This window comes from Faecalibacterium sp. Marseille-P9590 (assembly GCF_017377665.1).
GTDB lineage: Bacteria > Bacillota > Clostridia > Oscillospirales > Ruminococcaceae > Faecalibacterium.
The window spans coordinates 14,278-30,095 of sequence record NZ_JAFREF010000007.1 but is presented as its reverse complement, the minus strand read 5'-3'; the positions used below and the strand labels follow the sequence as shown (position 1 = coordinate 30,095).

General features: G+C 57.9%; 10 protein-coding genes. 9 read left to right on the top strand and 1 reads right to left on the bottom strand.

The window, feature by feature from the left end; translation table 11 throughout:
• The first annotated feature begins 7 nt into the window (after window positions 1–7).
• The 9 genes from rpoD to J3349_RS09060 all read left to right on the top strand — a co-directional run bounded on the left by rpoD (window position 8) and on the right by J3349_RS09060 (window position 15,218).
• Window positions 8–1,087, top strand: a complete 1,080-nt coding sequence (gene rpoD / locus J3349_RS09100; protein ID WP_158397028.1) for an RNA polymerase sigma factor RpoD — start codon at window positions 8–10, stop codon at window positions 1,085–1,087.
• A gap of 389 nt (window positions 1,088–1,476) precedes the next feature.
• Entirely contained in the window at window positions 1,477–5,304 is a 3,828-nt protein-coding gene (locus J3349_RS09095; protein ID WP_207677186.1) for a DNA-directed RNA polymerase subunit beta, read from the top strand.
• A 133-nt stretch (window positions 5,305–5,437) separates the two neighbouring features.
• Window positions 5,438–9,013 carry a DNA-directed RNA polymerase subunit beta' gene (rpoC, locus tag J3349_RS09090; protein ID WP_149794319.1) on the top strand — a complete coding sequence of 1,192 codons (3,576 nt, stop codon included), beginning with the start codon at window positions 5,438–5,440 and terminating at the stop codon, window positions 9,011–9,013.
• A 308-nt stretch (window positions 9,014–9,321) separates the two neighbouring features.
• Entirely contained in the window at window positions 9,322–9,750 is a 429-nt protein-coding gene (rpsL, locus tag J3349_RS09085; RefSeq protein WP_015564943.1) for a 30S ribosomal protein S12, read from the top strand.
• A 163-nt stretch (window positions 9,751–9,913) separates the two neighbouring features.
• Window positions 9,914–10,384, top strand: a complete 471-nt coding sequence (gene rpsG / locus J3349_RS09080; RefSeq protein ID WP_005930552.1) for a 30S ribosomal protein S7 — start codon at window positions 9,914–9,916, stop codon at window positions 10,382–10,384.
• Between the two features lie 24 nt (window positions 10,385–10,408).
• Window positions 10,409–12,535 carry an elongation factor G gene (gene fusA / locus J3349_RS09075; protein WP_158397031.1) on the top strand — a complete coding sequence of 709 codons (2,127 nt, stop codon included), beginning with the start codon at window positions 10,409–10,411 and terminating at the stop codon, window positions 12,533–12,535.
• Between the two features lie 171 nt (window positions 12,536–12,706).
• A complete protein-coding gene (gene tuf, locus J3349_RS09070; protein ID WP_149794321.1) occupies window positions 12,707–13,912 on the top strand; it encodes an elongation factor Tu in 1,206 nt (401 codons plus the stop codon).
• 276 nt (window positions 13,913–14,188) lie between these two features.
• Window positions 14,189–14,806 carry a GyrI-like domain-containing protein gene (locus J3349_RS09065; protein WP_207677185.1) on the top strand — a complete coding sequence of 206 codons (618 nt, stop codon included), beginning with the start codon at window positions 14,189–14,191 and terminating at the stop codon, window positions 14,804–14,806.
• A 61-nt stretch (window positions 14,807–14,867) separates the two neighbouring features.
• Window positions 14,868–15,218 carry a cupin domain-containing protein gene (locus J3349_RS09060; protein WP_347564996.1) on the top strand — a complete coding sequence of 117 codons (351 nt, stop codon included), beginning with the start codon at window positions 14,868–14,870 and terminating at the stop codon, window positions 15,216–15,218.
• Window positions 15,219–15,282: 64 nt separating this feature from the next.
• Here the strand turns inward: J3349_RS09060 and J3349_RS09055 are convergent, their stop codons facing one another.
• Window positions 15,283–15,564 carry a hypothetical protein gene (locus J3349_RS09055; RefSeq protein WP_207677184.1) on the bottom strand — a complete coding sequence of 94 codons (282 nt, stop codon included), beginning with the start codon at window positions 15,562–15,564 and terminating at the stop codon, window positions 15,283–15,285.
• Between the last annotated feature and the right edge of the window lie 254 nt (window positions 15,565–15,818).

Below are 15,818 nucleotides of genomic sequence, written 5' to 3'. Positions count from 1 at the left end.
AGCACAGATGCAGAAAATGTCACAGACGGAAGAAATGGCGAAGATGCTGGCGGGACGCGCCCGCCGCCATGTCCTGACGCCCGAGCAGGTGAGTCGTGCCATGGAAGAGCAGGACTTCGACCCGGCGGGGCTGGACGAACTGTATGCCGCACTGGAGATGCGGGGCGTGCAGGTGGCCGAGGAAGAGACAGAGCTGCCGCTTCTGGACGAAGAGCAGATCGGAAAGCTCGAGCATGAGCTGTCTGCCGAAGGCGTGGCGCTGGACGACCCGGTGAAGACCTATCTGAAAGAGATCGGCCGGGTGCCGCTGCTCTCGGCGGAAGAGGAAGCCGCCCTTGCCCGTGCTGCGCAGGCAGGGGACGAGGACGCCCGCCGCCGTCTCAGCGAAGCAAACCTCCGCCTCGTCGTCTCGGTGGCAAAGCGGTATGCCGGGCGGGGCCTGCCCTTCCTCGATTTGATCCAGGAAGGCAACCTCGGCCTGATGAAGGCGGCGGAGAAGTTCGAGCCGGACCGGGGCTTCAAGTTCTCGACCTACGCCACCTGGTGGATACGCCAGTCCATCACCCGGGCCATCGCCGACCAGGGCCGCACCATCCGCATCCCGGTGCATCTGGTGGAGAGCATCAACCGGGTGAAGAAGACGGCAGGAGAGCTGCTGCGCCGCACAGGCCGGGAGCCCACCGCCGAGGAGATCGCCGCCCAGCTGGACATGGAGCCTGCCCGGGTGCGGGAGCTGATACAGCTGGCTCAGGACCCCATCAGCCTCGAGACGCCGGTGGGGGAGGAAGAGGACGCCCACCTCGAGGACTTCATCCAGGACGATGAGGCAGGCGTCCCCGCCGACGAGGCCGGGCGGCAGCTGCTCCGCCGGGAGCTGATGAATGTGCTCAAGAGCCTGACGCCCCGAGAAGAGCGGGTCATCGCCCTCCGCTTCGGTTTGGAGGATGGCCGCGCCCGGACGCTGGAAGAGCTGGGCCGGGAGTTCAACGTCACCCGGGAGCGGGTGCGCCAGATAGAGGCCAAAGCCCTGCGCAAGCTCCGCCACCCCAGCCGGGCCAAGCGCCTGCGGGATTATCTGGATGAATAAACTGCATTGCAAGAGTAAATGGTGACAAAATGCACAAGGGTGTTTTTGTCTGGAACGTAAAAAACAAAAAAATCAACCCCAAAATCACGCAAAACATACACGTTCCCGGGTGTCCGATAAAAGAGGGCGTCCGGGAATTTTTTTGCCTCAAAACGGAAAAATGGCTTGACAACAGGGGTTTTAGGGTGTATACTGCATTAGTATCACATAATGGCCTAGTGCGCCAAAAAGGGAGTTTGCGCAGCATGAGCGGAACGGGTTCCACCGAAAAGTTTGTGCAAAACGCCGGACTTCTGCGCGCGGTGCAGGCCGAATTATGTGTGTCTGCTCAAATTCGACCTGCATTTTGCAACATCCGTAGAGTATAAAAGTAAGGAGTGGTTGATTTTATGATGAAAGTCAAGCCCGTCAAGCTCGGCAAGACCGAGCGCATGAGCTTCTCCCACATCGACGAAGTCATCAGTATGCCGAACCTCATCGAGGTCCAGAAGAACTCTTATCAGTGGTTCCTGGACGAGGGCCTGAAAGAGGTCTTCCACGACATCGGCACCATTGAGGACTACACCGGCAATCTGGCACTGAGCTTCGTGGACTTCCGTCTCGATAAAGAGCCCAAGTACAGCATCAAAGAGTGCAAAGAGCGCGACGTGACCTATGCAGCACCCCTGCGCGTCACCGCCCGTCTGCTGAACAAGGAGACCGGCGAGGTGAAGGACCAGGAGATCTTCATGGGCGACTTCCCCCTGATGACCGACGCCGGCACCTTTGTCATCAACGGTGCAGAGCGCGCCATCGTCAGCCAGCTGGTCCGTTCTCCCGGCGTATTCTACGGCCATGATCACGATAAGGTGGGCAATGACCTGTACAGCGCCACCATGAACCCCAACCGCGGCGCCTGGCTGGAGTACGAGACCGACGCTTCCAACGTGTTCTATGTCCGTATCGATAAGAACCGCAAGCTGCCCGTCACCGTGCTCTGCCGCGCACTGGGCCTGTCTTCCAACGAGGACATCCTGAACTACTTCGGCGAGGATGAGCGCATCCTTGCTACTCTGGAAAAGGACACCACCAAGAACACCGAGGAAGGCCTGCTGGAAGTCTACCGCAAGCTGCGCCCCGGTGAGCCTCCCACGGTGGAGTCCGCTACCAGCCAGCTCAATATGCTCTTCTTCGACCCCCGCCGCTACGATCTGTCCCGGTTCGGTCGTTATAAGATGAACAAGAAGCTGTCTCTGGCACGCCGCATCACCGGCTACATCGCCGCTGAGAACGTCGTCGCTCCTCTGACCGGCGAACTGCTCATCGAGAAGGATGCCAAGATCACCCGTCAGCTGGCTGAGGCCGCTGACAACGCCGGCGTCAACATCGTCGTGCTGAACGTCGAGGGCAAGAAGGTCAAGGTCATCACCAATGGCTGTGTTGACGCTCAGGGCTTCTTCTCCTTCGATGTCAAGGAGTGCGGCATTAACGAGCGCTGCTCCTTTGAGGAGATCAAGAAGATCCTCGACACCACTTCGGATGTGGAAGAGCAGAAGGAGATGCTGCGCCGCAACCACGACCAGCTCATCGGCCGCACCGTTACCGTGACCGACATCCTGTCTTCCATCAACTATCTGAACGGCCTGGGCCACGGCATCGGCACCACCGATGACATCGACCATCTGGGCAACCGCCGCATCCGCAGCGTCGGTGAGCTGCTGCAGAACCAGTTCCGCATCGGCTTCTCCCGCATGGAGCGCGTCATCCGTGAGCGCATGACCCTGCAGAGCCAGGACCAGAGCGTCATCACTCCGCAGGCTCTCATCAATATCCGTCCTGTGGTCGCCGCCATCAAGGAGTTCTTCGGTTCTTCTCCGCTGTCCCAGTTCATGGACCAGAATAACCCCTTGGCTGAGCTGACCCACAAGCGCCGTCTGTCTGCTCTGGGCCCCGGCGGTCTGAGCCGTGACCGCGCAGGCTTCGAAGTCCGCGACGTCCACTACAGCCACTATGGCCGTATGTGCCCCATCGAGACTCCTGAAGGCCCCAACATCGGTCTGATCTCCTATCTGGCATCCTACGCCAAGATCAATGAGTACGGCTTCGTTGAGGCTCCTTACCGCAAGGTCAAGAAGACCTACGACGAGAAGGGCCGCCTCATCGACCAGGTCGTCACCGACGAGGTCGAGTATATGACCGCTGACGTCGAGGACGAGTACGTCGTTGCTCAGGCCAACGAGCCTCTGGACGAGACCAAGCACTTCAAGCGCGCCCGCGTTTCTGCCCGCCGCCGCGACGACATTCTGGAGATCGACGCCGAGAAGGTCGATTATATGGACGTCTCGCCCCGAATGATGGTCTCTGTCGCTACCGCCTGCATCCCCTTCCTGGAGAACGATGACTGTAACCGTGCTCTGATGGGCTCCAACATGCAGCGTCAGGCAGTGCCTCTGATGGTCACCCAGCAGCCCATCGTTGCTACCGGTATGGAGTACAAGGCTGCTACCGACTCCGGCACCGCGGTTCTGGCAAAGAACGACGGTATCGTTGAGAAGGTGGACGCTGACCATGTCGAGGTGCGCAACGCTCAGGGCGCCGTGGACAACTATTCTCTGGTCAAGTTTGCCCGCTCCAACGCAGGCACCTGCATCAACCAGCGCCCCATCGTTGAGGTGGGCGAGAACGTCAAGGCCGGTCAGGTGCTGGCCGACGGCCCCGCAATGCGCAACGGCGAGATCTCTCTGGGCAAGAACGCCCTCATCGGCTTCATGACCTGGGAGGGCTACAACTACGAGGACGCCGTCCTGCTGAACGAGAAGATCGTCCGTGAGGACGTTTACACCTCTATCCACATTGAGGAATATGAGACCGAGTCCCGCGACACCAAGCTGGGACCCGAAGAGATCACCCGCGACATCCCCAACGTCTCTGAGGATGCTCTGAAGGACCTGGACGAGCGCGGCATCATCCGCATCGGCGCCGAGGTCAAGAGCGGTGATATTCTGGTCGGTAAAGTCACCCCGAAGGGCGAGACCGAGCTGACCGCTGAGGAGCGCCTGCTCCGTGCCATCTTCGGCGAGAAGGCCCGCGAGGTGCGTGACACCTCTCTGCGTGTGCCTCACGGCGAGTACGGCATCATCGTGGACGTCAAGGTCTTTACCCCGGAGAACAGCGACGAGCTGCAGCCCGGTGTGCGCGAGGTCGTCCGCTGCTACATCGCTCAGAAGCGTAAGATCAGCGTCGGCGATAAGATGGCAGGCCGTCACGGCAACAAGGGTGTCGTTTCCCGCATCCTGCCGCAGGAGGATATGCCCTACCTGCCCGACGGCACCCCGCTGGACATCGTGCTGAACCCCCTGGGCGTTCCTTCCCGTATGAACATCGGTCAGGTGCTGGAAGTCAACCTGGGCTACGCTGCCAAGGCCTGCGGCATCAAGGTCATGACCCCCGTCTTCGACTCCGCCCGCGAGGCTGACATCGGCGATACCTTCGATACCGCCCGCGAGATGTGGCACGGCGAGAATGCTCCTGCATATCCCACCAAGCTCCCCAAGCTGATGGGCGAGAAGGGCCACATCATCGACTTCTCCAAGATCGAGCTGGACCGCGACGGCAAGACCACCGTTTACGATGGCCGTACCGGTGAGAAGTTCGATAACCGCGTTACCGTCGGTTATATGTACTACCTCAAGCTGCATCACCTCGTTGATGATAAGATCCATGCCCGTTCCACCGGCCCCTACTCTCTGGTCACCCAGCAGCCTCTGGGCGGCAAGGCCCAGTTCGGCGGCCAGCGCTTCGGCGAGATGGAGGTCTGGGCTCTGGAAGCTTACGGTGCTGCTTACACCCTGCAGGAGATCCTGACCGTCAAGTCCGATGACGTCGAGGGCCGTGTCAAGACCTACGAGGCCATCGTCAAGGGCGAGCCCATCCCGCAGCCGGGCATCCCCGAGTCCTTCCGCGTCATGCTCAAGGAACTGCAGTCTCTGGGTCTGGACGTCGTGGTCCAGGACAAGGAAGGCAACGAGATCGACATGCGCCAGAACTTCGACGACGAAGAGACCGGCTTTGATATGCGTGATGTTGCCGGCACCGAGACTGTCGCCAACGAGAACGAGCTGCTGAACGATTACACCATCAAGGACGCCGATGCTGGTTTCGATGATCCCTCCGTGCTGGAGGATGACAACTCTGCCGCTGCAGAGTCCGCTTCTGACGAAGTGAACATCGACGAATAATAAGGCCCCTTTGAGAAAGCTGTGTTTCCCTGCGCGGTGCGCGTGCTGCCGCCGCAGGGCAGGGGAGGGCAGCGGGTCTTCCAACGTCAACTGTTATCATCGAGACTATAAAGATTAAGAAAGGGTTCGTTTCATGGAAAACAACGTCTTCGATTCGATCAAAATCGGCCTTGCCTCTCCTGACCAGATCCGCAACTGGAGCTATGGCGAGGTGAAGAAGCCTGAGACCATCAACTACCGCACCCTGAAGCCGGAGCGCGACGGTCTGTACTGCGAGCGCATTTTTGGACCTACCAAGGACTGGGAGTGCCACTGCGGCAAGTATAAGCGCATCCGTTATAAGGGCAAGATCTGCGACCGCTGCGGCGTCGAGGTGACCAAGGCCAAGGTCCGCCGTGAGCGTATGGGCCACATCGAGCTGGCCGCTCCTGTGAGCCACATCTGGTACTTCAAGGGCATCCCCAGCCGCATCGGCCTGATGCTGGACATCAGCCCCCGCCTGCTGGAGAAGGTCCTCTACTTTGCAAGCTATATCGTCACCGACCCCGGTCTGACCCCGCTGGAAAAGAAGCAGCTGCTGACCGAGAAAGAGTACCGCGAGATGCGCGAGCGCTACGGCGACGAGTTCGAGGCTGCGATGGGTGCTGAGGCCGTTCAGGACCTGCTGAAGGAGATCGACCTCGACCAGCTCAGCGCTGAGCTGACTGCCGAGGTGGAGAAGTCCTCCGGCCAGAAGAAGGTGCGTATCCTGAAGCGTCTGGAAGTCGTCGAGGCTTTCCGCGTTTCCGGCAACCGCCCCGAGTGGATGGTCATGGACGTGCTGCCCGTGCTGCCGCCTGACCTGCGCCCCATGGTCCAGCTGGACGGCGGCCGCTTCGCCACCTCCGACCTGAATGACCTGTACCGCCGCGTCATCAACCGCAACAACCGTCTGCGCCGCCTGCTGGAGCTGGGCGCTCCTGACATCATCGTGCGCAACGAGAAGCGTATGCTGCAGGAAGCAGTTGACAGCCTCATCGATAATGGCCGCCGCGGCCGTCCCGTCACCGGCCCCAACAACCGCGCACTGAAGAGCCTTTCCGATCTGCTGAAGGGCAAGCAGGGCCGCTTCCGTCAGAACCTGCTGGGCAAGCGTGTTGACTACTCTGGCCGTTCCGTTATCGTCGTCGGCCCTGAGCTGAAGATGGACCAGTGCGGTCTGCCCAAGGAGATGGCTCTGGAGCTGTTCAAGCCCTTCGTCATGAAGGACCTGGTCGAGAAGGGTGTTGCCAACAACATCAAGTCTGCCCGCAAGATGGTCGAGCGCGCAAAGCCCGAGGTCTGGGACAGCCTTGAGACTGTCATCAAGGGCCATCCCGTCCTGCTGAACCGCGCACCTACCCTGCACCGTCTGGGCATCCAGGCATTCAACCCCGTGCTGGTCGAGGGCCGTGCCATCAAGCTGCACCCCCTGGCCTGTACCGCATTCAACGCCGACTTCGACGGCGACCAGATGGCAGTCCATCTGCCCCTGGGCGAGGATGCCTGCCGCGAGGCCAAGATGCTGATGCTGGCTTCCGGCAACCTGCTGAAGCCCTCTGACGGCGCACCTGTCACCGTTCCTACGCAGGATATGATCCTGGGCAGCTACTACCTGACCACCGTTCGTGAGAACGAAGAGGGCGCAGGCAAGGTGTTCCGCGATGAGAACGAGGCTCTGATGGCTTACGCTGAGCACATCGTCACCCTGCACGCACCCATCAAGGTGCGCCGCACCATGGTCATCGACGGCGTGGAGCGTACCGGTCTGGTGGACGCCACCGTCGGCCGCATCATCTTCAACAACCCCGTACCTCAGAATCTGGGCTATATCGACCGCACCGACCCTGAGCACTGGCTGGAGTACGAGGTCAGCTTCCGCGTGACCAAGAAGACCCTGCCCGACATCATCTCCCGCTGCATGACCCGCAACGGCAGCCGCAAGTGTGCAAAGATGCTGGACGCCATCAAGGCACAGGGCTACAAGTACTCTACGCTGTCCGCTATCTCCGTCGCTGTCTGTGACGCTGTCATCCCGCCCCAGAAGGACGAGCTGATCGCCGACGCCGACAAGCAGGTCTCTCAGGTCAGCAAGCTGTTCAACCGCGGCCTGATCTCCGAGAACGAGCGCTACTCCCAGACCATCAACATCTGGCAGGCTACCACCGATAAGGTCTCCAAGGCTCTGGCGGCAAACCTGCCCGAGGACAACGAGATCTTCATGATGGCAGACTCCGGTGCTCGTGGTTCTATGAACCAGATCAAGCAGCTGGCCGGTATGCGCGGCCTGCTGGCAAACACTGCCGGTAAGACCATCGAGATGCCCATTCGTGCGAACTACCGCGAAGGTCTGAATATCCTGGAATACTTCGTTTCCGCTCGTGGCGCTCGTAAGGGTCTGGCCGATACCGCTCTGCGTACCGCTGACTCCGGCTACCTGACCCGTCGAATGGTCGATGTCTCTCAGGAAGTCATCGTCCGCGAGATCGACTGCGGCACCACCGACGGCCTGTGGGTCTCCGAGATCCACGAGGGCAAGGAGAAGATCGAGAGCTTCCGTGAGCGTATCATCGGCCGTTATGCCGTGGGCGATGTCCTCGACCCCGTCACCGGCAAGGTCATCGTTCCCGAAGGCAAGATGATCGACCTCTACGATGCAAACGACATCGAGGCCGCAGGCATCACCAAGCTGAAGATCCGCAGCCTGCTGACCTGCCGCGCCAAGATCGGCGTCTGCGCACACTGCTACGGCAGCGATATGGCAAACGGTGAGCCCGTCCAGCTGGGCGAGTCCATCGGCGTCATCGCTGCAGAGTCCATCGGCGAGCCCGGTACTCAGCTGACCATGCGTACCTTCCATACCGGCGGTATCGCATCTGCTGAAGATATTACTCAGGGTCTTCCCCGTGTCGAGGAGCTGTTCGAGAGCCGCCGTCCCAAGAGCATGGCCATCATGAGCGAGATCTCCGGTGTCGTCTCTCACGACGATACCAAGAAGAACGTCGTCGTCAAGGTCACCGGCAAGGACGAGAACGGCGCTGAGGTCGTCAAGAGCTACTCCATCCCGTTCACCCAGCACGCACGTGTGATGCCGGGCGACCGCGTGGAGAAGGGCGACATCATCACCCGTGAAGGCGTCCTGTATCCTCAGGACATCCTGGCCATCAAGGGTCTGAGCGATGTTCAGAACTACCTCATCAGCGAGGTCCAGAAGGTCTACCGTCTGCAGGGCGTTGAGATCAACGATAAGCATATCGAGGTCATCGTCCGTCAGATGTGCCGCAAGGTCCGCGTGACCGACTCCGGTTCTTCCGACCTCATCGGCGGTGCTCTGGCAAACCGTCTGGAAGTCGAGAACATCAACGCCGAGCTGCAGAAGCGCATCGACGCCGGTGAGCAGGGCATCAAGCTGGTCGAGTATCAGCAGGTGCTGCTGGGCATCACCAAGGCTGCTCTGGCAAACGAGTCCTTCCTGTCTGCCGCCTCCTTCCAGGAGACCACCCGCGTGCTGACCGAGGCCGCCATCAAGGGCAAGGTCGATCCGCTGGCCGGTCTGAAGGAGAACGTCATCATCGGTAAGCTCATCCCCGCAGGTACCGGTCTCCCGGAGGTGCGTGAGGACCTGAAGCGCCGTGAGGAAGAGCGCGACGCCGAGGTTGCCGCTGAGCTGGCAGCTGCCGCACGGCAGTAAGCTTCCCGTCACAGTTCTCTTAAAGTAAATATGAGAGCCGCTTTTGTGGAGAGTATCCGCGAAGGCGGCTCTTTTTATGTAAGCAGGAACGAAAGGCTCTCCCTTTGGAAGAGGCTTGAGAGAACGATTTTTTGCCCTAAAAGACAGCAAAAAACCTTTCGGCGAATAAAACAAAAAAATATTGGAAAAACTGTTGACATTCCTGATGAAAACGGGTATTATATAACTGTTGCGCGTCCCACACAGGGATAGTGCGGCAAAAAAGTCGGAAAACATCCGATGTTCATCATTAAGAAAGGAGAAAACCAATGCCTACTTTTAACCAGCTTGTACGCAAAGGCCGTCAGGTCCTGGCTACGAAGAGCACTGCTCCCGCACTGCTGAAGACTTACAACTCTCAGAAGAAACAGTATTCTGATCTGAACAGCCCCCAGAAGCGCGGTGTCTGCACTGCAGTCCGTACCATGACCCCCAAGAAGCCTAACTCTGCTCTGCGTAAGGTCGCCCGTGTCCGCCTCACGAATGGTATCGAGGTCACCTCTTACATTCCCGGTATCGGCCATAACCTGCAGGAGCACTCCGTCGTGCTGATCCGTGGTGGTCGTGTTAAGGACCTCCCCGGTGTGCGTTACCACATCATCCGTGGTACTCTGGATACCCAGGGTGTTGCAGGCCGTAATCAGGCCCGCTCCAAGTACGGCGCAAAGCGTCCTAAGGCCGGTGCTGCAAAGAAGTAATTGAGGAACGAACCGCCATAAACGGCTTTCCATTATATAAATAACAAGTCCGCAGAAACGTGCGGAGGGCAACAGTTTATGTAAGGTCAGCTCTTTGTGACACAACGGGAGTTTTATTACTTTCGAGTACCGATGATATCATTCTGTGAAGGAGGGAAGAAAGATGCCTAGAAGAGGTAACATTGCTAAGCGCGATGTCTTAGCTGATCCTATTTACAATTCCAAGATGGTCACCCGTCTGGTCAACAGCGTCATGCTGGACGGCAAGAAGGGCGTCGCTCAGAAGATCGTTTACGAGGCTTTCTCCATGATTCAGGAGAAGACTGGCAACGATCCTCTCGAGACTTTCGAGAAGGCGATGGAGAACATCATGCCCAGCCTCGAGTGCAAGACCCGCCGTGTTGGCGGCGCTAACTACCAGGTCCCCCTGGAGGTCAGCCCCGCTCGCCGCGAGACTCTGGGCCTGCGCTGGCTGACTGCTTACAGCCGCAGCCGTGGTGAGAAGACCATGGCCCAGCGCCTGGCTGCTGAGATCATGGATGCTGCCAACAACACCGGCAACGCCGTGAAGAAGCGCGAGGATACCCACAAGATGGCCGAGGCCAACAAGGCTTTCGCTCATTTCCGTTATTGATCTGTTCTGTAGGAGGTTAATTTCATGGCTACTCCCAGAGAAGTTTCTCTTCAGATGACGAGAAATATCGGCATTATGGCCCACATTGATGCTGGTAAGACCACCACTACCGAGCGTATTCTGTACTACACCGGCATCAACCACAAGATCGGCGAGGTTCACGACGGCGGCGCTACCATGGACTGGATGGTTCAGGAGCAGGAGCGTGGTATCACCATCACCTCCGCAGCTACCACTTGCTACTGGAGCCACTCTGAGACTCAGAAGGACCCTGTTGCATTCAAGAAGAATCGTCACCGCATCAACATCATCGACACCCCGGGCCACGTTGACTTCACTGTTGAGGTCCAGCGTTCTCTGCGCGTCCTGGACGGTTCTGTGACCGTTCTGGCTGCTAAGGGCGGTGTCGAGCCTCAGTCTGAGACCGTCTGGCGTCAGGCTGATGAGTACAAAGTCCCCCGTATGGTGTACGTCAACAAGATGGATACCATGGGTGCTGACTTCTTCCGCTGCATCAAGATGCTGCACGATCGTCTGCACGCCAACGGCGTGGCCATTCAGCTGCCCATCGGTCAGGAGGATACCTTCCGTGGTATCGTTGACCTGGTCGATATGAACGCTGAGGTCTACTACGACGATATGGGCAACGATATGCGCACCGAGCCTATCCCCGAGGATATGCGTGAGCAGGCTGAGGAGTATCGCAACATCCTCGTTGAGGCTGTTGCCGAGAACGACGAAGAGCTCATGGAGAAGTACCTCGAGGGTGAGGAGATCACCCGTGAGGAACTGAAGGCTGCTATCCGCAAAGAGACTATTGCGAACACTCTGGTCCCCGTTGTCTGTGGTTCTTCCTACAAGAACCGCGGCGTGCAGAAGCTGCTGGACGCTATCGTTGACTATATGCCCGCACCTACCGATGTCGAGGACATCAAGGGTGTGAATCCTGAGACCGAAGAGCAGGAGACCCGTCCGTCTTCCGACGACGCTCCCTTCGCAGCTCTGGCCTTCAAGATCGCTACCGACCCCTTCGTTGGTAAGCTGGCATACTTCCGTGTCTACTCCGGTAAGGTCGAGGCAGGTACTACTGTCTACAACTCCGTGAAGGACAGCAAGGAGCGTATGGGCCGCATCCTGCAGATGCACTCCAACCACCGCAAGGATATCGACTGCTGCTACGCAGGTGATATTGCTGCTGTCGTTGGTCTGAAGAACACCACCACCGGTGATACTCTGTGTGATGAGAATCATCCCATCATTCTGGAGTCCATGAAGTTCCCCGAGCCCGTTATCCGCGTCGCCATCGAGCCTAAGACCAAGGCCGGCAACGAGAAGATGGGCATCGCGCTGGCAAAGCTGGCCGAAGAGGATCCTACCTTCAAGACCTACACCGACGAAGAGACTGGTCAGACCATCATCGCCGGCATGGGCGAGCTCCATCTGGAGATCATCGTTGACCGTCTGCTCCGTGAGTTCAAGGTCGAGGCGAACGTCGGCGCACCTCAGGTCGCTTACCGTGAGACCATCCGCAAGGAGGCCAACCAGGAGACCAAGTACGCTCGTCAGTCTGGTGGTAAGGGTCAGTACGGTCACGTCAAGATCAAGATCGAGCCCAACGAGCCCGGTAAGGGTTATGAGTTCGTCAACGCCATCGTTGGCGGCGCTATCCCGAAGGAATACATCCCGGCTATCGACAACGGTATCCAGGGTGCTATGAAGTCCGGCGTTCTGGCAGGCTATCCTGTCGTTGACGTCAAGGTCACCCTGTGGGATGGTTCTTATCATGAGGTCGACTCCTCTGAGATGGCCTTCTCCATTGCAGGTTCTATGGCCTTCAAGGATGCTATGCGCAAGGCTGATCCTATCATCACCGAGCCTATCATGAAGGTTGCTGTCATCGTTCCCGATGAGTATCTGGGCGATGTCATTGGCGATCTGAATGCTCGCCGTGGTCAGATCCAGGGCATGGAGGCAATGGCTGGCACCCAGCGTGTCAATGCATTCGTTCCTCTGGCTCAGATGTTCGGCTACGCCACCGACCTGCGTTCCAAGACTCAGGGCCGTGGCCAGTATGTCATGGAGCCGTCTCACTACGAGCCGGTGCCTAAGAACATCGCTGATCAGATCATCGCAGGCCGCACCAAGGGCTGATCGTTGAAAAACGGATAAAGATTTTGCCGGGGTAGTGTAGCTCCGGCAAAATTTCCTGTAAAACACTTGATTTTACAGGTGGAATCTAGTAGAATAGTTTTGCAATGCAATTCTGTATTAGCAGGACTGTTGTAACCAATATCAAAACCTAATTTAAGGGAGGATATTCCAATGGCTGAAAAGGCAAAGTTCGACCGTTCTAAGCCGCATGTTAACATCGGCACCATCGGTCACGTTGACCACGGCAAGACCACTCTGACCGCTGCTATCACCAAGTACCTGGCTCTGAAGGGTGACGCAGACTTCATGGACTACGCCAACATCGATAAGGCTCCTGAGGAGCGTGCTCGTGGTATCACGATCAACTCCGCTCACGTTGAGTATCAGACCGACGCTCGTCACTATGCTCACGTTGACTGCCCGGGCCATGCTGACTACGTCAAGAACATGATCACTGGTGCTGCTCAGATGGACGGCGCTATCCTGGTCGTTGCTGCTACCGACGGTCCCATGCCCCAGACCCGTGAGCACATCCTGCTGGCTCGTCAGGTCGGCGTGCCCTATATCGTTGTCTTCATGAACAAGTGCGATATGGTCGACGACGAGGAGCTGCTGGATCTGGTCGAGATGGAGATCCGTGAGCTGCTGTCCGAGTACGACTTCCCGGGCGACGACACCCCGATCATTCGTGGTTCCGCTCTGAAGGCTCTGGAGTCTGACTCTAAGGATCCCGATGCTCCCGAGTATGCTTGCATCAAGGAGCTGATGGACGCTGTCGATACCTATATCCCCAACCCCGATCGTGAGGAGGACAAGCCCTTCCTGATGCCCATCGAGGATGTCATGACCATCTCTGGCCGTGGTACTGTTGCTACCGGTCGTGTTGAGCGTGGTATGGCCAAGGTTGGCGATGCAATGGAGATCGTCGGCATCAAGCCCGATCGTCTGAGCACCACCATCACCGGTCTGGAAATGTTCCGTAAGTCTCTGGACTTCGCTGAGGCTGGCGATAACATCGGCGCTCTGCTGCGTGGTGTTGACCGTACCCAGATCGAGCGTGGCCAGGTTCTGGCTAAGCCCGGTTCTGTCCATCCCCACAAGGTCTTCGAGTCTCAGGTCTACGTTCTGACCAAGGACGAAGGCGGCCGTCACACCCCGTTCTTCTCCAACTATCGTCCTCAGTTCTACTTCCGTACCACCGACGTGACCGGCATCATCACCCTGCCGGAAGGCACCGAGATGTGCATGCCTGGCGATAACGTCATGATGCACGTTGAGCTGCTGACCCCCGTCGCTATGGAAGAGGGCCTGCGTTTCGCTATCCGTGAGGGTGGCCGTACCGTTGGTTCCGGCGTCGTCGGCAAGATCATTGAGTGATTTTGTCCTTGAACGTCAGTTCTAAGGCGAACTAAGCACTTATAAAGACCTTCCCATTCCGGAGAGTGGGAAGGTCTTTTTTTGTTTGCATCCTCTGCCTTTCCAGACAGAGGATTTTTTTCGGCGCATAGCACAACTTTATGGTTTACAAAGATTGGTTGTCGTGGTATACTGGCGATGAAAGAACAAGCAGCACTGGAACTTGGTTTGGGCCGACGTGAGCTGTCGGACACACTGCCGAAGGAGCTGCTGGACAGGCAGAGGAGGTCAGCGACGATGGCGTTTGATTATAAGAAGGAATATAAGGCACTCTACCAACCACCTCGTGAGCCGCAGTTTGTCACCGTGCCAGCCATGACCTTTGCCGCAGTGCGGGGGCAGGGCGACCCCAACGACCCTACAGGCGAGTACAAAGCAGCCATCGAGCTGCTGTATGGCCTGCTCTACACCATCAAGATGAGCAAGAAGGGCAGTCACCGGGTGGACGGTTACTTTGACTTCGTAGTGCCTCCGCTGGAAGGGCTGTGGGAACAGACGGGGACCGGGAAGGAAAGCTTCCACTGGACATCCATGCTCCGCCTGCCGGAGTTCGTGACCCGGGAAGAGTTCGACTGGGCGGTCCGGGAAGCGACAGCCAAAAAGAAAAAGGATTTCTCCAAGGTCGAGTTCTTCACCTACGATGAGGGCCTCTGTGTCCAGTGTATGCACCTCGGCTCTTACGACGACGAGCCGGAGACGCTGGCCCGGATGAATGCTTTTGCGGCAGAGCAGGGCTATGCGGTGGACTTCTCTGAGACGCGCTTTCACCACGAGCTCTATCTCTCCGACCCCAACCGCACCGCGCCGGAAAAGCGGAAGACCATCCTGCGACACCCGCTCAAATCAAGCTTGTAATCCAGTCCCAAGGCCGCTATAATAGAAGAAAAAGCCGCTGTCTGGCGGCGGAAAACGAGGAATGGATATGAAGCTTCCCGAGAAGAAACAGCGCTGGGTCTATCATGCAGAGGCTCTGCCGCAGGCGGCAGGCGAGGGCGTCACCCGCCGGGTGCTGGCTTACACCGACGGCCTGATGTGTGTGGAGAACACCTTCGAAAAGGGGGCCGTGGGCGCACTGCATCACCACCCCCACACCCAGATCACCTATGTGGTGTCGGGTGCGTTCGATTTCACGGTGGATGGCGTGACCCGCACGGTGCGAACCGGCGATACCATCTTGAAAGAGGACGGCGTGGAGCACGGCTGCGTCTGCACCGAGGCCGGCATCCTGCTGGACATCTTCACCCCCATGCGGGAGGATTTTGTCTAAAATAAAATGAGCCGCAGCCCATCCCACCGGGGAAAGGTTGCGGCTCGTTTTTATGCACTGAAACTCAGGCGGCAGTGGAAGAAGCGGCCTCGGAGGAAGCAGCCTCAGAAGATGCAGCCTCGCTGGAGACCTCGGATGCGGCCTCAGAAGAGGAAGCCTCGCTTGCAGCCTCGGAGGAAGCGCTGTTCTCCTCGGCCACGGCAGAGGTGGAAGCAGCCTCAGACTGAGCGGCAGCAGAAGCAGCCTCAGAGGTAGAAGCAGCAGTAGAAGAAGAGCTGCCGCAGGCAGTCATGCTGACAGCCAGGACCAGAGCAGCAACGGTAACACAAACATTCTTGAGTTTCATATCGAAAATCTCCTTACTTTTGAAAAAACAGTTTCGCGGAAGGCTGTACAGGTGAAACCTTTCCGCAAGAAGATATTCTAGTCCGTTTTCGAAAAAAATCAAGCCCTTTTTTGACAAAGATTCTATTTACCGAAGAGATTCTACACTTTTGTTATAACTTATCGCCAAAAGTCAAAGATTTTTGACGTGCAAAAATGAAACACTCTGGGCTTTTCCGGAAGAGAAAAGCGTGGTATAATGGAACCTATGAAAGA